22 protein-coding genes are annotated in these 21,069 nt (G+C 36.1%); 4 read left to right on the forward strand and 18 right to left on the reverse strand.

The genetic code is table 11. The annotated features are described in order from the left end of the window. Positions 1–621 carry a hypothetical protein gene (locus tag AEQU1_RS00310; RefSeq protein WP_111877868.1) on the forward strand — a complete coding sequence of 207 codons (621 nt, stop codon included), beginning with the start codon at positions 1–3 and terminating at the stop codon, positions 619–621. Positions 622–752: 131 nt separating this feature from the next. Here AEQU1_RS00310 and AEQU1_RS00315 read toward each other — a convergent pair whose 3' ends face one another. The 9 genes from AEQU1_RS00315 to AEQU1_RS00355 are packed head-to-tail and all read right to left on the reverse strand — an operon-like array spanning position 753 to position 7,939. Further along, positions 753–1,118 carry a hypothetical protein gene (locus AEQU1_RS00315; protein ID WP_111877869.1) on the reverse strand — a complete coding sequence of 122 codons (366 nt, stop codon included), beginning with the start codon at positions 1,116–1,118 and terminating at the stop codon, positions 753–755. Positions 1,119–1,125: 7 nt separating this feature from the next. Further along, entirely contained in the window at positions 1,126–1,983 is an 858-nt protein-coding gene (locus AEQU1_RS00320; protein ID WP_111879001.1) for a DUF4138 domain-containing protein, read from the reverse strand. 29 nt (positions 1,984–2,012) lie between these two features. Then, positions 2,013–2,942 (reverse strand): conjugative transposon protein TraM, encoded by a 930-nt coding sequence (gene traM, locus AEQU1_RS00325; protein WP_111877871.1) that lies wholly within the window; start codon positions 2,940–2,942, stop codon positions 2,013–2,015. Next, positions 2,932–3,546: a conjugal transfer protein TraK gene (locus tag AEQU1_RS00330; protein WP_111877873.1), complete on the reverse strand. Its 615-nt coding sequence runs from the start codon at positions 3,544–3,546 to the stop codon at positions 2,932–2,934. Before AEQU1_RS00330 ends, traM begins: the two co-directional genes overlap by 11 nt. A 12-nt stretch (positions 3,547–3,558) precedes the next feature. Then, a complete protein-coding gene (locus tag AEQU1_RS00335; RefSeq protein ID WP_111877874.1) occupies positions 3,559–4,401 on the reverse strand; it encodes a hypothetical protein in 843 nt (280 codons plus the stop codon). Between the two features lie 2 nt (positions 4,402–4,403). After that, the gene (locus tag AEQU1_RS00340; protein WP_111877876.1) at positions 4,404–4,973 is read right to left on the reverse strand and encodes a conjugal transfer protein; all 570 of its coding nucleotides are present in this window, start codon (positions 4,971–4,973) and stop codon (positions 4,404–4,406) included. Between the two features lie 11 nt (positions 4,974–4,984). Further along, positions 4,985–7,381: a TraG family conjugative transposon ATPase gene (locus AEQU1_RS00345; protein WP_111877878.1), complete on the reverse strand. Its 2,397-nt coding sequence runs from the start codon at positions 7,379–7,381 to the stop codon at positions 4,985–4,987. Continuing rightward, positions 7,368–7,652 (reverse strand): hypothetical protein, encoded by a 285-nt coding sequence (locus AEQU1_RS00350; protein ID WP_111877879.1) that lies wholly within the window; start codon positions 7,650–7,652, stop codon positions 7,368–7,370. The genes AEQU1_RS00345 and AEQU1_RS00350 overlap by 14 nt, the downstream gene beginning before the upstream one ends. Further along, complete coding sequence (locus AEQU1_RS00355) at positions 7,652–7,939, reverse strand: hypothetical protein (RefSeq protein ID WP_070237397.1); 288 nt, start codon at positions 7,937–7,939, stop codon at positions 7,652–7,654. The genes AEQU1_RS00350 and AEQU1_RS00355 overlap by 1 nt, the downstream gene beginning before the upstream one ends. A gap of 189 nt (positions 7,940–8,128) precedes the next feature. On the opposite strand from AEQU1_RS00355, the gene AEQU1_RS00360 reads away from it, so the two are divergent. Then, entirely contained in the window at positions 8,129–8,788 is a 660-nt protein-coding gene (locus tag AEQU1_RS00360) for an N-acetylmuramoyl-L-alanine amidase (RefSeq protein ID WP_111879003.1), read from the forward strand. Between the two features lie 59 nt (positions 8,789–8,847). On the opposite strand, the gene AEQU1_RS00365 is transcribed toward AEQU1_RS00360, so the two are convergent. The 9 genes from AEQU1_RS00365 to AEQU1_RS00405 all read right to left on the reverse strand — a co-directional run bounded on the left by AEQU1_RS00365 (position 8,848) and on the right by AEQU1_RS00405 (position 19,426). After that, complete coding sequence (locus AEQU1_RS00365) at positions 8,848–10,554, reverse strand: nuclease-related domain-containing protein (RefSeq protein ID WP_111877881.1); 1,707 nt, start codon at positions 10,552–10,554, stop codon at positions 8,848–8,850. Positions 10,555–10,622: 68 nt separating this feature from the next. Further along, positions 10,623–12,431: a S8 family peptidase gene (locus AEQU1_RS00370; protein ID WP_146743685.1), complete on the reverse strand. Its 1,809-nt coding sequence runs from the start codon at positions 12,429–12,431 to the stop codon at positions 10,623–10,625. A gap of 99 nt (positions 12,432–12,530) precedes the next feature. Next, entirely contained in the window at positions 12,531–13,094 is a 564-nt protein-coding gene (locus tag AEQU1_RS00375) for a hypothetical protein (protein ID WP_111877884.1), read from the reverse strand. Positions 13,095–13,101: 7 nt separating this feature from the next. Continuing rightward, a complete protein-coding gene (locus AEQU1_RS00380; protein WP_111879004.1) occupies positions 13,102–14,085 on the reverse strand; it encodes an ATP-binding protein in 984 nt (327 codons plus the stop codon). A gap of 101 nt (positions 14,086–14,186) precedes the next feature. Further along, positions 14,187–14,849, reverse strand: coding sequence for an ATPase (locus tag AEQU1_RS00385; protein ID WP_111877886.1), 663 nt, complete (start codon positions 14,847–14,849; stop codon positions 14,187–14,189). Then, positions 14,833–15,585: a hypothetical protein gene (locus AEQU1_RS00390; RefSeq protein WP_111877888.1), complete on the reverse strand. Its 753-nt coding sequence runs from the start codon at positions 15,583–15,585 to the stop codon at positions 14,833–14,835. Before AEQU1_RS00390 ends, AEQU1_RS00385 begins: the two co-directional genes overlap by 17 nt. A gap of 3 nt (positions 15,586–15,588) precedes the next feature. Further along, positions 15,589–15,873 (reverse strand): helix-turn-helix domain-containing protein, encoded by a 285-nt coding sequence (locus AEQU1_RS00395; protein ID WP_111877889.1) that lies wholly within the window; start codon positions 15,871–15,873, stop codon positions 15,589–15,591. A gap of 275 nt (positions 15,874–16,148) precedes the next feature. Beyond that, positions 16,149–16,988: an RteC domain-containing protein gene (locus tag AEQU1_RS00400; protein WP_111877891.1), complete on the reverse strand. Its 840-nt coding sequence runs from the start codon at positions 16,986–16,988 to the stop codon at positions 16,149–16,151. 26 nt (positions 16,989–17,014) lie between these two features. Beyond that, positions 17,015–19,426 carry an aminotransferase class I/II-fold pyridoxal phosphate-dependent enzyme gene (locus AEQU1_RS00405; RefSeq protein ID WP_111877892.1) on the reverse strand — a complete coding sequence of 804 codons (2,412 nt, stop codon included), beginning with the start codon at positions 19,424–19,426 and terminating at the stop codon, positions 17,015–17,017. A 199-nt stretch (positions 19,427–19,625) separates the two neighbouring features. On the opposite strand from AEQU1_RS00405, the gene AEQU1_RS00410 reads away from it, so the two are divergent. Together AEQU1_RS00410 and AEQU1_RS00415 are read left to right on the forward strand one after the other, a co-directional pair. Continuing rightward, positions 19,626–19,997: a hypothetical protein gene (locus tag AEQU1_RS00410; protein ID WP_111877894.1), complete on the forward strand. Its 372-nt coding sequence runs from the start codon at positions 19,626–19,628 to the stop codon at positions 19,995–19,997. A 58-nt stretch (positions 19,998–20,055) separates the two neighbouring features. Then, positions 20,056–21,027: a helix-turn-helix domain-containing protein gene (locus AEQU1_RS00415; RefSeq protein WP_111877895.1), complete on the forward strand. Its 972-nt coding sequence runs from the start codon at positions 20,056–20,058 to the stop codon at positions 21,025–21,027. Positions 21,028–21,069 lie beyond the last annotated feature (42 nt).

Genomic DNA, 21,069 nt, shown 5'->3' on the forward strand with positions numbered 1-21,069 from the left:
ATGGGATTGAATAAAGTAATAGTTGCCAGCTTCAAGAGAGGTTTCGAAGATAAATGTTTTCAGCTGATAACGGAATCTTACGCAAAAGCTTTAGAAACAAAGGTCATCCAACTCAATTGGGATGAGAATGATATCACATCGGAACTGCATACGCACATAAACCAAAATCCGCTACGATTAAAGTGGAGTATCGTAACGAATGTTGAGCAACATTTACCTAAAAATAATACTAAAAAGGAAAAGGGTTTTGCCGCAAAGTTACCTCGTATAGACCTCCGATTGGTAACCATAAATTCCGACCTTGAATATGAATATCATATGGAAGCAAAAAATCTTAAGGAAACTGATTCTGGCCTAAAGCGACGATATATAGAAACAGGCATCAATAATTTTGTATCACATAAATATGAGAATGGTTGCTTAATTGGCTATGTAGTTGAAGGGGATTTGGTTAAAACAGTTGAAGGAGTGAACAAACTTTTGATAAAAGATAAGAGGGCTTCCGAATGTCTACACTCCAAGCCGCATAATCTGCACTATGCTTATTACGAAACAGAACACATTAATAACTTTACTTTAAAGCACTTTATGTTCGATATTACACAACTTCATAGTGCTTGAGAAACCAATTTTGTTATAAGTGTTGTTTAGAATTCCCTGTTAATTTCTCTCTCAATTAAAACAATTATTAAGGCACTACAAAGTTTTTTTTGCGATCTTCTGTATGATTTGAAAAGTTGATCCGTGAAAATTTAAAACGGCTCTTTCTCCCTCGGCCCATTATAGGTTACCTTCCATTGTCCATCTTCTTGAACCAGTTTAAAAACACCTGGCTTTGGGTCGTAAGCTGTTGAATATTTTACCCAAACCACCTCGCCATCCATAGCTTCATCGACCACTTTAAAATTGGCTTCTGAATCTCTATCTTCAGTAAACATTGATTGAATGCTGGAAAGGTTTGCATATCCTTCCGCAGTGGTATGTTTTTTTAAGGTGGCTTCATCACCGTGATAAAAACTTTCGGCAACAACTTTGGCAGTTTCAGAAGGGGAGAGATTCTTGTTTTCTGAACACGAGATGAACAATAATACGAGTGAGCAAATAACTAATTTTTTCATAATGTTACTAATTTGGATTATTGATATAACTATGTGATATTTTCAGTTCAATATTGCGTTCACCATCTTTTTCGTGCAGTTCCAAAACTGCTCTACGGTCATTGGATAATGAAAACTTTGGTATTACATATACAAACCGTGCTGTTTCATTCTCTTTTATTTTGGAAGGCAGATTGTATTTAAATAGCGGTTCTTGATACAGACGTTGTAGCGATTTTCTTTTTCCCTTTTGTCTTGTTTCAACCGAGAGTTTTAAAAAATTCAAATCGTAATCCAAAGTAGAATTATTCTTAATCTCGATGACGAAATAAAGCTCTTCCGTATCAAAAACAATGTTTTCGACCCTTAAAATTATACCTTCGGTTCTCTTTTTAATCCTACCTACACCTTGCTTTCTTTCAAGAAGGTATGAACTGAATTTTTGGTAATAATAATTTCTATTATCAATTTTACTTTCAGCAGTTGCAACAGAAATAGAATCATTCATTATTGGTCTTTCGTTCCCGATACTACTGGACTTCGGAATAAAATAATTGAATTTAGATAACTGCGCCTTATACCTTACAATATACGAAAAAATTGAACCATCTCTATTGACTATCAGAAGATTGCTTTCTTTTCCAGGCTTTGCCTGAAGCAGTCCGAAATACTGTTCTTTTTCACGGTTGTAAGTAAATATAAAATTATCCGAACCGGTTATTCCTTGCCGAATGGGCTCTGGAAAAAACAGCGCAACATTTTTAGTGTCATTCGCATAGATGGTATCTGTTGCGATTGTTTCTTGTGCTGTAACCTGCGCCCAGCAAAGTCGAGGTGCAAAAGTTACGACTGCTATAAATAATGAAGTTATGATATATCTTTTCATAATAGTGAATTTTTGAGAACCTATTAGGTTCATAGTTTTGGTTTTAAAATAAGTTTGTAATTGTTCAACACGGTCACTTTAATGCTTCGGTTTTTACGTTTTAGGATTTTTGTGATTCCGCCAACTTCTGGAACACTTGGAATATTGATATCGCCTATAACATCGTCCAGAACTTCCGTTGTTATCTCTGACCTAAAATTGTTTTGTACATAGATACCCTCGCTACCATCCTGTAAATCGAAGGCTTTGAGTTTGGTGGGATGATGCTTTATATTTTCAATCTCAATTAAAGCACGATTGGGCTGAAAACTTATAAAGCCAAAAACGAGTGTGTTTTTTGGCATTTGTTTATTGTTAATCATTGCGGCTTTGGTAAGACGCATTCTCAATCGGGAGTTTGTTTTGACTACTTGGTCGCCATCAACGACCACATATATTGTCTCATCAGTATTCCCGATGATTGAAAAATCGTTTGGCTTGGGCGAAGCAGCAAAAAATAATTGATGTTCTAGGCCCAATTCTTTGGCTTCAATTTTCTGTTCTCTTTTTATGTCTGCGGAATCTACTTCTTCAATTTTTGTCGGAGCTGTTTTTCTTTTCCCAAGATTTTGATAGGTCAAATCAGAATATTTTATTTTTCCTGCGGAATAGATGCTATCCACGATACGTTCTTTTTCACGTTCAGGCAAATCTGCACTATAAAAGCCAAGGGAATCAATCAGTTTTTCATCATAGATACTCGGAGCATTGTTTTCACGGACTTCCTTCAAATCATTGATGGCATCTAGTTTGGAATCGTATTCTTTTTGATTTTCTTCCAAATCTGGTATTTGGGTCTGTTCGAGATTTTCATTTTCACTTTCATCATCGCCCATTACCATAACGGAATAGGAAATTAGAAATATGAAAATCACAGCCAATACCGCTGCAAAGACAATTTTGTTTTTTTCAATTTTCATCGGATAGTTTTTTTAAAGTGTTTTCAAAGTAATCGTATATCAATAATCCGTGCGGATTGTTTGGGAAGTTTCGATTGACCATAATGAGTTTTCCAGTTGAAACCAATTCGTAGGTGTCAATTATGGAACCTCTATTGATTTCAAAAATGGTAGTTGTAGTGAAACTATACGAACCATTACTTTCCATTATCCTCGAATCGATACTCAAAACTTTTTGAACCAATGAGTATTGCAACAATCGGTTGTAAACCCCATCGGCTTTCTTTTGGCGATAAAGGTTGTCAACTGAACTATTGCCCAACCAAAGCGCTTTTTCCAAGTTCCGTTCATAGTTACTTGCATCGATGTTATAGAAGTAGTTGTGGAACAACTCTAAATGTGCCAAAGCTTCAACCCTAAAATTTTCTTTTTGGGTAACGAGTTTAAGCGGAATGATGCTACCATCGGTGTTAATGGCGAATGCACTATTGAGGGCATTTTGGTTAGTTCTAAATGCTATCCAAACGGAAAATGTACTTGCCAAAAAGGCAAATACTACGACTGCCAAAACGATAAACCTGTTTAATTTTAGGATGTTATAAATATTCTTATAAGGTGTTTTCATTCTGATTTTGCTTTAGTTGGAAAATAATCTTAACGTGAACGACGTGGCGCGCCTATATAATTTGAATTTTAGGAAAACAATGAAGCCCACAGAACCAAGTTGTACTACAGGAGCAAAAAAGCCTTGACCTACGTCTGTTCCAAACAGATTATTCCAAAAATTTGTGTTGATTTCTGTGTATAGCGCATTAACAAATACGTTGACCAAAAAGAAGGCTGGAACGAGCATATAGACCGCTGCATACAATTTGAAAAAATTATAGGCGAGGGAACGGAATTTCTCAAATACAGCTAAACTAATGACCAACGGAAAAAATGCCTGCATAATACCCAAAAGGAAAAATCGTTCCGCTAAAAATAGCGGATAAATAAACAGGTCTAAAATCCATAGGATAATCCCAATGATGAAGGCAAATATTTTAAACCCGTAAAGTGGAGTTACCAAAGCTTCATAAAGCAATGTCATTGCATTTTTTGCAGCATCGATTAGATTTACGTCTTCCTCTATCGGAATGTCCTGCATTTGCAATGGCAACAAAGCTGGTGCAGTTCCTCTATATTGTGCCTCTATGGAAACCAAGATGCCATCGAAAAAGCCTAACACCTGTGTTGAGAAAATGACTAAAAGGACTATGGCAAAATTCTTCGCTAATTCTCCCGGACTCAATCCCCAAGTGTAACCGTCTTTATCTGCAACACCTTCATTGTACTTTTTAAGGATATTGACCAGAAAAAACAGAACGGCAAGCGTTTTCATTCCTGCAATGGTATATTGCGAGAAGCTGCTGTTCTGTATGGTCTGGAAAACCGTATCTATGTATTCCAGTCCGATCCCTAAAATGATTGTTGCGGTCATCCTTAATATTCGGTTTCGCGGTTATTTATTTTATCCTGCATTTTTCTGAAGGAAATAATATCCTTGTATCGTTTCGTTTTGGCTTTGACGTTAGAAACCATTTCCTTTGATTCAAATTCTTTTTGTTTAAGGATTTCAGCGCGTTCAGCATCGCTCATTTTCAGATAATCGCTAGATAAGATTTCATCGATAAAATCCATTGTGTCCAAAGAATTTTCTACGATTGCACTAAACGATTCCGAAACCCTTGCCACTTCTTCAGGTTTGATGTAAGGACTGTCAAGGATGTCCCTTAAATCATCTTGCATCATATCGATGAGGCGTTGGTTGTTCCGACCAATCTCACGAACGGCATTCAATTGCCTAACTACATCGTTGACCTTTTCAATGTTTTCTTTTGCTGTTTTTAAGAACTTGACAGTCTTGATAATGTTTGCGGTTTGCTTCCCAGACTCTAATAGTTGCTTTATTAAACTAATAAAATTGGTATTGTCATAAACAGGCATTCCTTGGGCTTTAATGTTCAAGCTGAAGAGTAGTGCCATAGCGAGTACTAAAATTTTTGTTTTCATTTTTTTTATATTTAAGATGTGAATTGAATTATTGCTTTTTCCATATCGTGATGCTCTTCATAGAGCTTCATTATTTCTTCGTTTTCTTGCCCATCTGTCAAATAAGCTGCGTACACTTCTTTCGGTACTTCCAGCCTGAAAATGTTACTTTCCTTACCGATTTTGATGAACATTTCCGTGTATTTCCGTGGCCCTGAAAGATTATTTTTAATAGATTTTAATTGGTTCAAATCGTGGGTTGAGAGATTGAGTCTTTTAACCAGTTCGTCATACCCTTTTTCGTTATTCAGACTATAAATGACCTGTGTGTTTTCCAAGATGCTTGCTGATGTAGAATTGTTGGGCAGCTGATTGATGGATTGCAGAATAATCCCAATCGCACCATTTTGTTTTCGAATGGCTTGGTAGTAGAACTCCACACTTTCCAACACGTTTTCGAACTTTAGTTGCTTGGCAAACTCGTCAAAAAGGATGATTCCTTTTTCAGCACGGTTTTTCCAAATGGTTCTTTGAATAGCTGATTTAATCAGCTTCAACATTACGGAAAGGATTTCCTTATTATCCTTCACTTCATCCAGTTCAAAAACAATCAATCGTTTGTCTTCGATTTTATAGGTTTGGTCTTCGCTCACTTCAAACAAGAAGCTATATAGACCATCGCCGACATATTCAGACATTACGTGCAAAAAGCTTGTAACATTGAAGTAGTCGGGATGGATTTTTAAAGTATTCAGAAGGTCTTTCTGATTCCTTTCTATAAAACTGTAAAATCCTTCCAAAGAATGGTTTTCAGCAGTGCTATCGTAATAATGGCGCAGTATTTTTTTGATGGAAACCGATTGTGCTTTGGTCACTTTCAAATCTGAAGCAAACAATTCAAAAAGGAACACCGATAAATCCTCAAGACGTTCCGGTGTCAGGTCATTTTGGTTACTGATATAAAATGGATTGATGCCTAAATTTTTTCCACTCTCATAACGAAGTACGGTATATTGTTCAGGATAGAGCTTTGCGAATTTCGTGTAAGAACCACCCAAGTCGATGATTACAAGGCGAACACCACTTTCAAAATATTGGCGAAGGATGTTATTGGCCAAAAAAGATTTGCCTTCGCCCGTTGGTGCGAAAATGGCGAAGTTCCGAGCCTTGATTCGCTTCTTACGTTCATCCCAAACATCTTTGAGAACAGGAATGTTATGTTCACGGTCGTTAAAAATAATTCCGGTAGCATCCGATTTATAGTTGGTATTGTTGATGAACAGGCAGAGTGCGTGTTTCAAATCTGTAACATACAAATCGTTATTCGAGAAGTTTGAGGAGAAGCAACAATAACTGTTTAGGATATAATTTTTACGTTCCTCGCCTCTTGGATAGTAAGGAATGATATCCAGTTCTTTAAACTCGGTTTTGATTTTTGAGGTTATCTTATCAAGCTCTTTAGCTTCTTTTGCCCAATAGACAATATTGATATGACCACGAATAATCCGTGCATTATCATCGGCATTTATTTGGTCAAGGATGTGTTGAATCTTTCCGAGAACGACTTTATTCTGCGAGCCAAAATTGGAACTTTTGTTAAGTTCCTCGATTTTCTTATCGAGCAACTTACGCCATTTTTGTTTGTCGTCCAGATAGATAATTTGATTAACGATATGATTTTCGTTAAGCGTAAGCCCTAAACCATCAATAAACCCTTGATGAAACACAAAATCGTCTGAAGTGAATTTCTCATTGGTCTTGCTACTCTGTACACTTTCGCCAAAGCACAGTTCGCTATTGATGGCAAGGGCATCAAAATGGTTTTCGCCTATATTGACGCTTTTTTTATCTAATAATATATCTGTGTCAAAACCTTCGTTGAAGCCATTAAAATAGCCACTTGTCAGTTTCTGAATCTCTTCCGCTTTAAGCGGAAGGAATGCCATTTTTCGGCTATTATTTATGAAGGAAACAGAATCGCTCACCGAGTTGACAAAGCTTTTAATGTTGTCGTCCAGCTCCTGTACAATTCCCTTTGAAACCTTTCGGAACGGATTGACATATTTTGGATTGTTGAGCGCTTTGTTTTTGGTCAAGATGAAAAATAAATAGCATTTGTGTTCAATATGTCCACGACCTTTAAAATGCTCGTGTGTTGCTTTCTCTAAAAAAGTTTTATTTGGAAGCTGTTCAGAAGAATAGGATTTCTTCAGGTAGATATCTTGTTTGTGAACTACAGTACCAATCGGTAAAGATTTCAAAGCCTGAAACCAAGCACCGTGCATATCTTCAAAATCCTTTTCGGACAACGAATAAATCTCTGGCAAGTTACCTTCATAGCACAAAACGACATTACCATTATTGGCAAATACGATATTATCCTGAATATCTGCAATGGGTTGATATGCCGAAAGGTTAATCTTGTTCATAATCGAAGCCGGAATTTCTCTTGTTACTAATAATTTTTGGGAAGGCGTTAGCCATCTGGAATAGTTGTGGATTGTTTGTGATTCGGGTTAATGCAATGTAAAGCGCAGCATTAAAAATTAAGACGCCTATAATTATCCCAAAACGGAATGAAAAAATGATAATCATTAAGGATCCAAGTATGGACATCATCATTAAGGCAAACAGGGAAATGGGCAGCCCAAAAATGACTGCCTTTTTCCTAATATTTCTATAGACCTCGAACCGCTTCATTATACTACGATTCCAATTAGATAGGTAAATATTCCAACGACAGCACCCGCAATTAAGACGAATACCAGAACTCTGGTAATACCTTTTTTTAAATCTGCGTTCTCGCCAAAGAAGTGTCCTGCATTAAAAAGGAAACCAACTAAAAAAATAACACCGAGTAAAATTGGAAAGATTGTTCTTATGGTATCACCTACATCATTTACAGAATCTTCAATGCCCCCAATTTGTGCAAAAAGGGATGTTGAGATAAGTGAAAGAAATACTGCGAAATAATTTGATTTTTTCATAACTGAAAAGTTTAAAAATTTGTGTTGTTTTTGTTATTGGAAAAATACATATATTTGTTTACAAATAACTGATAATCAAATATTTGTGAATAAAATATTATTTGATTTCGTTTGATTTCCTTTGCTATTATTTGGTATCAAATTCTATGAATTTTTGAACGGAAGTTGTTGATAACCTAAAAAATGAAAATGAAAAAAATGCTCAAAAACGTCAGTTTTGTGATTTTGCTCTTAAAAATGTGCATCATTTTTGGACAGGAAACTGCCAACCAAAAAAGAATAATTATTGATGTTGGACACGGCGGAAAAGATTCCGGTGCCATTGGAATAAATGGTATCCAAGAAAAGGACATAGTACTAAATGTCGCTTTGGAAATTTTGAAGCTCAATGAAAAATCTGAAAATCCTATGGATATCTACTTGACGAGATATAGCGATACGCTTATTTCATTATCTGACAGAACCAAGTTGAACAAAGCTCTGAAAACAGATGTGTTTATTTCGTTGCATTGTAACCATTCCAATAACCCGAACGCTAGAGGAATTGAAGTGTATGTGGCAAACGCCACTTCACAATATTCAAAGGATGCCACTTGGTTGGCTTTTCAATTGCAAGATGCATTTAATAAGGAATTGGGATTTGAAAGTAGGGGTGTGAAGTTTGCAAATTTTCAGGTGCTACGGGAAACGATTGATTATTGTCCTAGTTTGCTTTTAGAATTGGGCTTTTTGAGTAATGTCGATGAGGCAGTTTATTATCAGAAGTCCGAACTTTATCAATCTTTGGGTTTAGCAATATTAGAAAGTTTAATTAAAAATTTTAGCAGTTATGGAAGAGTTGGGAATTAAAATAATAAAACTAATCAAAGAAATTGTTGTCGGCACTTGGAAGACGGCTCTTTTGGCATTTAGAAGTTTAAAATTTTGAATTTGATTTTTTTAGAAAAGTATAGCTCGTCAAAATGGGTTTGTAATAAAGGGTCGGTAACAATGTAGCCGCTACTTCCACATATTTTTTTGAAATTTGATGGATTGTTAAAATACATTGCACAAACATCCAATTCATCCCGTGAAAATAATCTTTCATTCAATAACTCCCGATACTCTAAAAATTCCGCAAATCTTCTGGTTGGGTTATTAAATTCTAAATTTAATGTTTTCAGAAATATTTCTAAATCATCGATGTTTATTGACCAAGGATAAAGGTCTTCTGCATTCGGTTTATTTAAAAGGAGGCCTAAATCGGATTGAATAGTTGCAAATCTTTCAGATGTTACTACAATACTGAACACATCATTGATATAAGAAGTATCAAGTTCTTGCACCAAATTATTACTCTTAATTGAAATATTCGGACAATTGAGAATTAGTAGCTCTACTTGATAACACTGTTCGTATCCTTTTTGAATACAATCGTTAAAATCTGATTTTATTCTTTGAAAAGCTTGGTTTGAATCCCTTCGAGGCTCTCTATTTCGAGAGGATTTACACTCAATTACAAAAGCATTTCCGTCGGCAATTATGAGTAAATCTTTTTCTTCTGGATTTTCGTTGACATAGTAATTGCTGAATACTTTTAGGTGCTTCGATTTTTTGAAGAACCTTTCAAATATATCTCTGGTATGTCTTTCCAATATAACTTTTCCACGTCTTAAGTTTAATTGTTCCGTTTCTTTTGCTGATGCTGTAAGTGTAGCGTATAATAGATTATACAGGGCAGTAGGCAATTGTTTTTGAAAGACATTGAGATATTCGGAATCATTAATTTTTATGATTGGTTTAGCATCTAACGGATTGGATTGTGAATAGAATAAGATATTATAGTCGCCATCTATTGGTATAGAAAAAAGGTTACAAAATATATCGACATCATTTTTCTCAAACACTTCGTAATAATCTTCTTTTGTAAATAAGAGACAGCTATGTGGACGCTCATTAAAATCTAAAAAATCATTCTGAATATTTTTTGGTAAATTAAAGAACTCATTTGAAAATTTCTTATTGAGTTTTGTGCCAATAAAAGATTTTTCAGCAAATTTTGAAAATTCCTTTTTGAAAATGAAGGATTTACTCCTTATCGATTTTTTGACATAATCATCTTCTGAATATTGACAGATATCAATCAAGGATCTCAATTCAATTCCTAATCTTTCCTTTATTTTATCTTGATACGGATGAAATAATCGAATGACTTTATTTAATTCCTGTTCCCTGTAATTTAGAACACCATTTTGGAAGTAGTCCTTAAATGCCATTTCGTGTACAAGTGTCTTATGTCTTTCATTTTTAATTTCATCAAAATCTTTGGAATAAATATCTCCAAGATAAAAATCGACCATCTGTAAAAGGATGTCAGCTACCTTTTGAAGATTCTTATCAACCTCTTCAGAATAAACCAAAACTTGTTCTCCATCTATTGGAGAGGATAGTCTTAACATTATCAAATAAATGGAATCCTTTAGCTTGGACTTCAGTTTTTTTGAAAAACCCAATTCACCTCTTTCGGGATTATGCCTAATGAAATCTGCAAAAAAACACACGAAGCTTTCTCTTGTGTATTTAGAAATTATATCCTGAATTTCAAGGGATTTTTTGCGTATATCTAATGTTTCCAATTTATAAGTTGAGTAATTGCAGGAAGGTCAGTTTTAAAGTTAGGTGTAGATTTTGATAAGAAAATAATTTAAGGCTGTATCGAAATGTCAATTTGATTCAATACTGGTGTGTATAAATCAATGTTATTATCAGGGGAATCAATAGATATTATTAAACTGTATCGAACAGCGTTATTATAGCGTTCCAGTTTTTTTCTTGTTTTCCACCAACCGTTTACAGGGTTTATTGCTATGACATTTCGGGTAGCAAGTTCTGCGGCACTACCTTTCCAAATATCCTTGTGTATAGAGCCCTTATCTCGAATTTGTGCACCAATAATCCAAGATTCACCGGGATAAGAACCGTTACTGTCTTCGTCCCTTGCTTCCCTGTTAACTCTTTCACGAAAGTTCTCGAAAGATTCTCCTGCATCAATCATTTTGAATCTTAAGCCGTGGGATTGATAGTAGTAGGATTGTGTATATTGTTTGTTTCCCGGATTAGGCTCAATAAAATAGCATAACGTAATCGTAAGACTAACCTCGTTGTCAAAAAGTCCGGTTAAAACTTCCGCAGGCCAAGGTAATTCGTGTAAATGCATATCGTTGGTCTTGACAGTACTCCCGTCAAGTCTGTAAGGTGTTAAGGATTCTTGAGCAATAAGTGTCAAAGAATTATTGGCACTTCTGACTGCTTTTTGAAAAGCGGGAACTCCATACCCATATATTCTTAATAACTCTTTTAGTTCTGTTTTGGGCAATTCATTAATGTTGCGATTTCCAAGCATTTCAGGAGTCCAGTTTGCGGAGTGGACTAAAAGCCCTTTTATAGTTTCAGGCCATAAAGTGGGATATTGAGAAGTTAACAATGCAGCATATCTTGATGCCATACCCGTTGCACCACTTGTATCTCCAAAGCTATATAATGGCTCTGTCCGAAAGTTTTTTCCGATTGAAAGCAAACGTAGCGAATCAGGGTCAATAAGTCCGTTGTTATGAATGCCATAATTACCGCCTTCCATAACCAATTCAGGCTTAATTGCCCAACTATTATCCCAAGAGAGTGAAGTACTATTGCTTGGAGACATACCACCTGCATTAACTAATGGGGTTGCGCCTCTAAATATATTTTGGTCAATTACAGTTTTTAGAGTGTATGCTCCAATTGTAAGTGTATTGAATGCTTGTCCAGGGTCGTGTATGGATTCTTCAAAATTCTTACTTGGATATTCAGCAGCATAATTAATTACGGTATTTCCACCTGAAACACAAAACGTGGATTTATCATTCGATGTACCTTCCTCGCCAAAAGCTATTTTATCTACCGCACTTGACCAAGAGGATGGTTTACCTCTATCTCGACCATCGGTAGCTGTAATGGCCATTGTAATAATCCTCTTATTTAATGGATTCATTATAATTGCTCTCGCAACTGCTTCTTCGGTAACAGCACCGTATAGTTCAGGTTGATGTGGGTTATTGGGATGAATAAGTTTAACAGATTCAAGACGATGGAAGATTTCTATATTCGAAGTGTTTTGAATGATATCGGTAAGGTCGCCATATAGAATTGACCCAGCCATTGGAGTGCCGTGACCGTGGCTATGCGTGTCGGCTGTACCCCATTCAGATTTAATAGAATCCATATTATCTTCAGAAAGGAAATCTTCTAAAAGCGGATGCCCTCTATTGACACCGGTATCTAAAATGCAAACGATTACTGAATCATCTGTGGTTCTGTTTATTGTACGGTTTTTAAGGTCCTGAACCCAATCATTGGCATCTTCACTTTCAAGGCCTGTGAAAAAATCTGCTGCTTCCTTGGGTTTTCTTAACTCTGCAAGTTTATCTGAATATAGAATTGTCGTTGAAAGTATTCTCGCTGTAGTGCGCACCATACGAACAATATGTTCAGGAAACAACAATCTTCGTTCAGCAACTTCTATTAGTTGGTCAAGAAAATTATTTACAATACCTTCATCTTCGCGAGCATCATTTTAAGTATCCTCTCTTCTCAACCAAATTTCCCACCAGACCGCTTCATCTTGGTCTGGAAATTCAATTTCATCCTCTTGCCAAAAACTCGTTAAAGTAGCTTGTTGTATTGCGGTAATGTTATTTAATAGTTTTGTATTTCTGGGATTTCCTAATTCACTATCCTTATCCGGATTCAAATAAGCGTCAATTTTATTGAGGAATTTTGAAATTCCGGCGGTGTTCAGATAAACACAAGCTCTATAAACTTTATGTTCTTCTCCATCAATTATAACTTTTTCCAACTTTGAGGATATAAACCTATGGTCTCCTTTTCTGCCATCTTCAAAACTATCAAAGGCGAGTAAGCAATCCTTTTCAGAAATAAATTCTAAATAGACAAAATCATTGTCGGAATGTTGTCTAAATGACGTAATAGCCATACCCAATTGCGTCATCAAGGCATTACCGTGTGAGTTTCTATTTCTATCAATGGGGATTACACGGTCGCGACCTGTATTAGGACTTGTATATTGCTCGGTAGATACATACCCAGAAAGAATTATGTGTTCTAAATTTCTTGGCATTTATCTTTTAGTACGGGTTTTTTTTATTCTTGATGAATTTAAGAAGGGTTGTAGAAGAAACATTTTTTGAATTATGCACAATCATTTCTTTGATAGCATCTTTACAGGCATTTGAAATATCGGCAAAACTTAAACCTACTGCCTCTTTAGCGATTACGTTTATAGATTTACCTTTTTCAATAGAGTAGCTTTTGAGTTGTACTGCAATTAGTAGTGCTATTTCTTTATCATTTGGAAGGGGATATTGGATTATATCGTCGAATCTTCTGAATAAAGCTTTGTCAAGAGATTCAGGTATATTGGTAGCGGCAATTAATAAACTGTTTGACTTGTCTTTCTCAATGTTCATCAAGAAACTATTCAGAACTCTTTTTATTTCCCCAACTTCATTTCCGTAGCTTCTGTTAGAGCCAATTGAATCAAATTCATCGAATAGATAAACAGCTCTATGTTGATACATAGAGTCAAATATTAATTTTAATTTCGAGATTGATTCTCCCATATATCTGGAGATTAAACCATCCAAACGAATTATAAAAAGAGGAATTTCTAAATCTCCAGCAATTGCTTTGGCAGTCATTGTTTTTCCACAACCCGGTGGACCTACAAGCAGTAACTTTCTTCTCGGCTCTAAATTGTGCTGTAAAAGTTGGTCAAATTTCTGCTGTTCCGAAAGAATTCGCTTTATCGCTTCGGAAACTTGCTCGGTCAAAACCATATCTTTGGTTTTGATGTGTGGGCGATATACTTCAAGTAAATCTTTTAATTCCCTTTGGGCTTCATTAATTGGAAGAATTCTTGTCTTGGAAACTGAATCGATATTTCGTTTAGACTTGATTTTTTCAATAAGTCCTTTCAGTTCTTCGGCAAGTTTGGTGTGTCCTTTTTTAGCTTCAGCAGCAGCAATCTGCATAGCAGTGGAGTAAAAACGGTTGTCGTCCCCATCTCCATAACTTTGTAAAAGTGCTTTTATTTTTTCTGCTGCTGCCAATTTATTTTTTAACAAATGTAATGAATTTGAAAATAGTTATCGATGAAAAAGTATAAACCTTAAAAAGTGTTTTTTCTTATGAGAAACTTGCAGTTTTTATCCTATTTCCTCTTATCCCTAGCCGTCTTATCAAAAGCAATCAAATTAAACAATTCCCGCATTCTGCTACGTACACGATTACCATAGCGTTCCTCCAATTCTTCAGCATTAAGGTTGGTGGTAGCGTGGGTTTTTATTTTGTTTTTGGTATCGAGATAAAGTTCGTATCGAGAAAGCAAGACTTCACCCATAACGTTTAAATCTTTTCCATAAAATCTTCCGGCAGGCTCGACGCCTAAATCGTCAAAGCAATAGAATTTGGTATTGCCAAATTCCTCGATAGTCTTGAATCCAAGATGGTTAAAACTAAACGCTACATTCCGGCAGGGAATCATTTCGTATGGTCTTTGCATTGGCACGATATGTCGCAATAGTTTCATCAAAGTAGTCTTTCCACAGCCAACAGGTCCAGAAAGAAGAATGCCCTTGTCAGGGTCGATACCATCTTTCAGGCAATTTTCTTCATCCTTGATGAAATAATGGCATAGTTTGCGGATGATAACCGTGTCTTCATCATAGATTTTAAATTTTTTTCCAAAGAGTAACTTTCCTTTTGCATCCAAATAAATCAGGATTTTATCAAAATCGTAGAGAACGCTTTTGCCATCAAACTTTCCGAGCGAGTATTCCACGCCACCTTCGTTAATTTTAGAGGGGTTGTCCATAATCTTTGTTTTTAGTGGTTCGCAAGTTGTCCTTGATTTGGGACGCTTGTTTTTTGTTTTGTTTGTTTTCTTCGGCATATAACTCTGTTCTGTCCATCCAATTCGTCGCCAAGGCACGCCAATCTCTAATTTCATTTCCATCGCTTGTTTGCCATTTTCGTTCTTGGTAATGCACAAAGAATTTTTTTGCTTCATCAGCATCATAGCCTTTTTCTTCAAAAAAAATAAAAACGGCCTGCCAGCCCTTTGGTTGTTTTATATTGTTTAATTGTTTGGTATTGTTTATAGTAGATAGCAATGCTTGTCCACTGGTGGGACGGTGCGAGTCCACAGCTTGTCCATTAGAGGGATGGTGCTGGTACACTACTGGTTCATCATTGGGACAGTACTGTTCCGCAAGTTGTTCTAATATGGGATTGTACTGACCCGTAACAGGTTCATCACTTGTCCCGATAATGGACATCTTGATTTTACTGCCTTTGTATGGATTGTTGGATGGGAAATAGCATAGGTAAAGCCACGAGTCTAAATCTGTAACGCATCGATGATAAGTGGATTTTGAGCCTATTTTGGCAGCTCGCATTAAATCTCTACGGTTTACATAAAATTCGTCTGCAAAGCGGCTACTGTTCCATTCTTGAAATAGCGCCATATACAAACTGATATGTGTAGGATTAAGGCGATCATCAAAGTAGAATTTTTCAAAAGCCGCATTAAGTAGCTTTATATAGTTCATCTTTTAAGAATTTAGACCGTGCTGCACACGATTGGCATCCATCACTTTTTGAATTTCCTCTGTATCGTAGTAGATGATGCCACCAACTTTGTTATAGGGCAAAGTACCATTGATACGAAGGTTCTGAAGTGTGCCTGGACTCACTTGAAGTAAATCCATAACCTCGGAAGATTTAAGGTATTTTTTGAGCTTTCCAGAGGCTTGTTTGGATAGTAAATTTTTAATGTCATCTAGCAATTCCATTTTGAATTCCCGAAGGTCGTCTGTGGTAATAATACTTGTCGGCATAATAGAACGGTTTTAAATGAAAAGGGATATCAGAGTTTTTAAAATTTTTAATTGATAGCCCTTAACCTGATTTGACTTTCGTTCTACAAATTTGAGGTACTTTGGTGATTATTTTTCAATAGTCAATCCAGAGGTGGGAAAGATTTTTCAAAATAAGATTTGTGGGATATTGGGGTGTAATGGATGTGACTAATTCAGATATGGCTACCAATTTGATATAAATTTTATGAAAAATATCTCAAAAATTGATTTCCCAACTTGGGACGAGGGTGGGGTTATGCATCCGATTCCTCGAACCGTTTTAATAGGGCTTCCTCCAATTTTTCCATAAATTTTGTCTTGCTGCCTTTTCTGGCTCGTATCTCTATAAAGGTGTGGTAATAATTCCCCAGTTCTATATTAAAAACCTGTTCAAAGAGAGTGGCCAATTCCTTTATATCAGCCGTTCCGCTATTAATGGACCCACTGCTCTGTAAGGCATAGATCAGTTCGATCAATTCTGTTTTATTGCCTGTCCAAAAAAGTCTAGATGATTGCTTCATTAAATTTGTATTTTGGTTATCGTTGTTATTCTCAAGTTTTTCTATTTCCTGCTGTAGATAAACAATCAGCATATCGTAGGCCATGATCGCAGCTACTGTACCATCCTGACAAGTAGAAAACTTTTCATCAACATAGAAATTAAAAAAATCCGTCGCTGTTCGAAGATCTGACTTTCCCCTGACAAAATATTCTTCGTCGAGTGAGGTTGCTCCCCGGCGATAATAATGGTAGAATTCCAGATTATCATTGAAGAAGACCTGTAATTTGTTAATTTGACTGTTAAGGTATTTGATCTGGAATTTAGAGCTGCTTCTCGGCCGTTTGCTTTCAATTTGAAATAGTTTTGCAAAGTAGATTAGTTTGCTGAAAATTTGGGGTTTTATATGTTTGAAGAAAAATATCTCTTCGACAGTGGAACTGAAACCAGTTTTGAGAACTTTCTTCCGAAGTGTCTTTATCCATCTTTCAGTATAGGTTATACCCGTCTCTGCCTTGTATAAAATATCTTCCGTACAAGTTTCCAAAGCTTCCAGCTTGGTTTCGAATTCCGATATCAATTTTTGGTATTTCATACATATCGTACAGGTATTTTGGGAAATCAACTGGATTCCAGTATCCCCATCAGCTCCAGTGTATAGTTATCGGCACATTGTAAATAGGCGTAAGTGTTATGTACCGAAGCTCCCAGTTTTCGTTTTTCAAAAGGGGCAGTCAGACCGAGTGAGATATGGTCATAATTCAGTTCAAAGGCACGTTTAATGGTCTGATAAAGAAGCTGGCGATACACATGGAATTCTTTAAGGGAATTATAGTCCATGCCTACAAATGCCGGGATATAGGTTCTATGGTTATTTTTATAACATAGCATTACACCGATAATTTTGTTGGGACTCTCTTTGGTGCTTAGAACAATAAACTCCCAATTGGAGTCCTTGGACATATTTTCGAATAATTTTGAAGGAAAGGAGAAGGTGTTCAGCCCCAAATTATTTTGGTGCACATTTGAATACAGGGATTCAATTTGTGCCAATTGATCTTTTGAACAGTTATGCAGTATATTGATATTGAGCAATGGTTCTATGTTGAGAATTTCCTTTCTTAAATGCTTTCTATTTCTGGCTGAAAGCTTTGCCAAAAATGAATTAAAGTTTTCGTGGGCAACCAGATCAATTTCACAAGAGTCGGGCATACTCACCCTTACAAAACCTTGCCCTTGAAAATAAGTGTGGTTTTCTTCATTATGGCGAAAATCACGCAGAACAATCATTTTGGACTTAAAACGATTTTCCATATTTTCCAGAACCTGCACCATCATATTTAAAGCTTCATTTTTTAGTGGATGCGTATTATCCAAAAAAAGTTGGTCTCCTTCCGTAAAAAGTGAACCCAAACTTAATACTTTAGAGGTCAAATAATATGGATTGCTTTTACGTTCCTCCTCAATGGTCTGTGATGTGCCAAGGGTAGCCAACATATCGTCCTTCCATAGTCCTACTGTCATATAAGTAGCTAAGATCGGTTGCTGCTCCTTATCGTATATAATTAGATACCTAAAGTCCCAATTATGTTCCTTTAACTCATTATTGCTAAATGATTTTTCCAAAAACCTTAATCCTTCCCAATCATATATTCCTTTCTCTCCAAGCAATTGGTTCCAAAGTTGTTTGTCAATCTGCAAGATCGAATCTTCCAATTGCACTTTTAAATCTTGGCCAATCTGAGGTTTAAGAGACCTTTCTTTTAGTTTTGGCTCTAGCTTAAAGGCCTGTAAAACGCGTTCGCTGTTCGTATGGGTATCCTCCAACGCCTTTGGAAAATGATATTCCATGGCTTCTACCAAGGCTTTGATCTCTTCTTTTTGGTTGTGCCTAGAAATGGTAATCCGAACTCCCGTATTCTTAACGGGAACAGCCGGAAATATTCCAAGGTTTACATAAAAGCCTTCCTCCATTAAACGGTTGACAAAATTATATCCGGTCTTGGGCATCCCGGTTCCAATATAAAAAACAGGAGAAATATTTTCATCGATCAGGGGCAGCTCAGTTTGCTGTAGCAGTTCATTGAAGTAGGCCACCCCTCCCCTTAACTCCTGTTGCAGAATATATATTTCCGGGGACAAATGAATTTTGGCAGAGGCGATCGCAGCTCCTATTGATGCTGGTTCCAATTGAGCTGAAAAGGTCAAAGGGCCACCAAAGGTTTTTATCTCATGGTACATCTTCTCATTTGAACATGCCAATACCGCCCCGCTTGCTCCAAAGGTTTTGCTAAGGGTCCCGAACAGTAGTATGTTTTCCGAGAGTTCCCCCAGTTCGCTCAAAACATATCCCGTACCATTTTTGCCTATCCAGCTCATCCCGTGCACATCGTCAAAATAGAAGTTCAGCTGGGGATATTTTTGGCTCAGTGTCTTAAGATCGGCAATGGGAGCAAAATCGCCATACATGGAATAGATACCATCGGCCATATACCAAATCTTTTTTCGCTGGTCTGCATAACGTTTAATCCTGTCTTCCAACATATTAAGATCATTGTGGCGAATCATATCAATGGGGACACTTCGGTTTTTTAATATTTTTGCAGCACTCTGCACACTCCAATGTACTTGGTGATCCAAGATGATGGCATCCTGATCCTTTACAGCACTGGGTATTACGCCAATATGTCCCAAAGTGCTATTTTTAGTAATAATAATTGGATGTCCATACATTTCTTCAACCATCTCCTCCAGTTCTCTATATAAAGGATTAGAGATATATGACTTTGACAACGGAAATTGAGTGCCGTATTTTCTTATTGCGTCAATAGCAGCTTCCTTTAAGCGCACATCTTGTTCCAGACCTAAATATCCGGTAGTTCCGAAATGAAATAGTTCTCGCTTTTTTATCCGAATGGTTCTCCCTGAAAAATTTCCTCCTTCCGCATATAAATGGAGAACTCCTTCATTTTTGGCATCTGTAAATACCTCATTAACCGTGTTCAAAAAATTATTTTGTTTAATTTTTGCCATAACCTTAAAATTTAGAACATAGAATTTAGGGGCATTTGATGGAAAATAAAAACCCAACCGAACAATAATACCTTCGAGATAAGAATTATTTCATATTTGATAAGTAAAAGAACCTAAATAGGATCAAGGGAGAGACGGGTAAAAATGGATGAAGTAATATTTTCGTAAATTTATAGTACAATACCAGTTTTCTATTATTATGGTGTCTATTGAAAATAACTATGCTTTTTATAAACTTGACGGACGTATTCTATATATCCGTTATCATATAGGTATTGTTATAACCCTAAATGCTGCAGTAAAAATCGTTGCAGATCGTATTCGATTACAAGATGGGGTGTCGTATCCTGCACTATGCGATATTAGAGGGGTAAGAGAAGTACACAAGCCAGCTAGAGACTATTTGGCACTTGAAGGTTCAGTTTTGCTTAAAGCTGTTGCGTTTATCGTTGAAAACCCTATGTCGGAGGTCTTATCGATGTTTTATTTAAAAACTACCAAGCCGCCTGTTCCCACCCAATCATTTCAGAACCAAAGGGATGCAGAAAGGTTTTTAACGGATTTTCTTTAATTGATTGTCTGATTACAATAGAAAAAGTGTATGATTATTTAATCATAAAAATTATATTATGTCTAAAAAGAAGCGGCTAAGAAGGATTAAAGATGTATTGATGGAAATGGGAGCGGGAAAATTTTTTTATCGCATAGAAAGATCCTCAAAAAGCGATCATGTGGAGGCTCTTATTTCTGTAATTAACATGATGGGCGAAGAAATTGAAGAGGCTTTGGTCCATCAGGAATATGTTAACGTCAATGAAAGCATCAAACACATTGTTTTGATGAATTTCCAAATTGATTTAAATGGTAAAATTAAAGCGTTAAACCAACAAGCTTGCGAGATTTTATTCTATAGGCCTGATGAAATAGTGGGACAAACGTTTATGTCATTTTTGGATGAAACTTCTATTTCTAAGTGGAAGAAAAATTTGAAGAATCTTTTAAAAAAGAAATTAGTAGACACTTCTCTAAATCTCACATTTAAAACACGGAAGGGATTATTGGTCCCCAGCGCTTGTTATATAAACAAACTTGAAGGGAAATCTGACGATGAGGAAAGCTTTATTATAACCGTAGTTAAACACTCCAAAAAACAAGTGGAATTGGAAGATTATCTCAAGACTACTGAACCCCAAACAATAAAAAGACACAGGTTGTTCAAAAATTTACCCTTAATTAAAAAAGAGAAAGTAAGATTGAATTCTGAGGACATTGCAAAAATTAGGGAGGCTAGAGATTTTTTAATGAATAATCTTGAAAAAGAATTTCCTTCTCTAAAAGAGTTGGCTCTCCAATTCGGGACGAACACTTTCAAACTGAAGTATGGATTTAAAGAACTGTATGGTATAAGCGTCTTCCGTTTTTTAAGAAATGAACGTTTGAGAAAGGCCAAGATTTTAGTCCAAGGAGGGAACTGTAGTTTTAAAACAATAGCATATCAATGTGGTTATAGAAGTGTCCCAACCTTCACGAATACTTTTAAAAGTGTGTTTGGGCATACACCCACCGAGCTTCGAAAAAAATTCTCATCAGAAGATTTTTAACTAATCTTTCGAAATATTTAAAATAATACCTATGGGATAAGG

Origin of the sequence: Aequorivita sp. CIP111184 (genome assembly GCF_900489465.1) — a bacterium.
In the GTDB taxonomy this organism is placed as follows: Bacteria; Bacteroidota; Bacteroidia; order Flavobacteriales; family Flavobacteriaceae; genus Aequorivita.

Coding starts and splice junctions, on each gene's coding strand:
- AEQU1_RS00405 (WP_111877892.1), bottom strand. CDS start 19,426: ATGGCAAAAATTAAACAAAATAATTTTTTGAACACGGTTAATGAGGTA.
- AEQU1_RS00370 (WP_146743685.1), bottom strand. CDS start 12,431: ATGGTGCGCACTACAGCGAGAATACTTTCAACGACAATTCTATATTCA.
- AEQU1_RS00415 (WP_111877895.1), top strand. CDS start 20,056: ATGTCTAAAAAGAAGCGGCTAAGAAGGATTAAAGATGTATTGATGGAA.
- AEQU1_RS00410 (WP_111877894.1), top strand. CDS start 19,626: ATGGTGTCTATTGAAAATAACTATGCTTTTTATAAACTTGACGGACGT.
- AEQU1_RS00345 (WP_111877878.1), bottom strand. CDS start 7,381: ATGAACAAGATTAACCTTTCGGCATATCAACCCATTGCAGATATTCAG.
- AEQU1_RS00395 (WP_111877889.1), bottom strand. CDS start 15,873: ATGCCGACAAGTATTATTACCACAGACGACCTTCGGGAATTCAAAATG.
- AEQU1_RS00350 (WP_111877879.1), bottom strand. CDS start 7,652: ATGAAGCGGTTCGAGGTCTATAGAAATATTAGGAAAAAGGCAGTCATT.
- AEQU1_RS00355 (WP_070237397.1), bottom strand. CDS start 7,939: ATGAAAAAATCAAATTATTTCGCAGTATTTCTTTCACTTATCTCAACA.
- AEQU1_RS00315 (WP_111877869.1), bottom strand. CDS start 1,118: ATGAAAAAATTAGTTATTTGCTCACTCGTATTATTGTTCATCTCGTGT.
- AEQU1_RS00310 (WP_111877868.1), top strand. CDS start 1: ATGGGATTGAATAAAGTAATAGTTGCCAGCTTCAAGAGAGGTTTCGAA.
- AEQU1_RS00335 (WP_111877874.1), bottom strand. CDS start 4,401: ATGACCGCAACAATCATTTTAGGGATCGGACTGGAATACATAGATACG.
- traM (WP_111877871.1), bottom strand. CDS start 2,942: ATGAAAATTGAAAAAAACAAAATTGTCTTTGCAGCGGTATTGGCTGTG.
- AEQU1_RS00390 (WP_111877888.1), bottom strand. CDS start 15,585: ATGAACTATATAAAGCTACTTAATGCGGCTTTTGAAAAATTCTACTTT.
- AEQU1_RS00400 (WP_111877891.1), bottom strand. CDS start 16,988: ATGAAATACCAAAAATTGATATCGGAATTCGAAACCAAGCTGGAAGCT.
- AEQU1_RS00375 (WP_111877884.1), bottom strand. CDS start 13,094: ATGCCAAGAAATTTAGAACACATAATTCTTTCTGGGTATGTATCTACC.
- AEQU1_RS00330 (WP_111877873.1), bottom strand. CDS start 3,546: ATGAAAACACCTTATAAGAATATTTATAACATCCTAAAATTAAACAGG.
- AEQU1_RS00340 (WP_111877876.1), bottom strand. CDS start 4,973: ATGAAAACAAAAATTTTAGTACTCGCTATGGCACTACTCTTCAGCTTG.
- AEQU1_RS00385 (WP_111877886.1), bottom strand. CDS start 14,849: ATGGACAACCCCTCTAAAATTAACGAAGGTGGCGTGGAATACTCGCTC.
- AEQU1_RS00360 (WP_111879003.1), top strand. CDS start 8,129: ATGAAAAAAATGCTCAAAAACGTCAGTTTTGTGATTTTGCTCTTAAAA.
- AEQU1_RS00320 (WP_111879001.1), bottom strand. CDS start 1,983: ATGAAAAGATATATCATAACTTCATTATTTATAGCAGTCGTAACTTTT.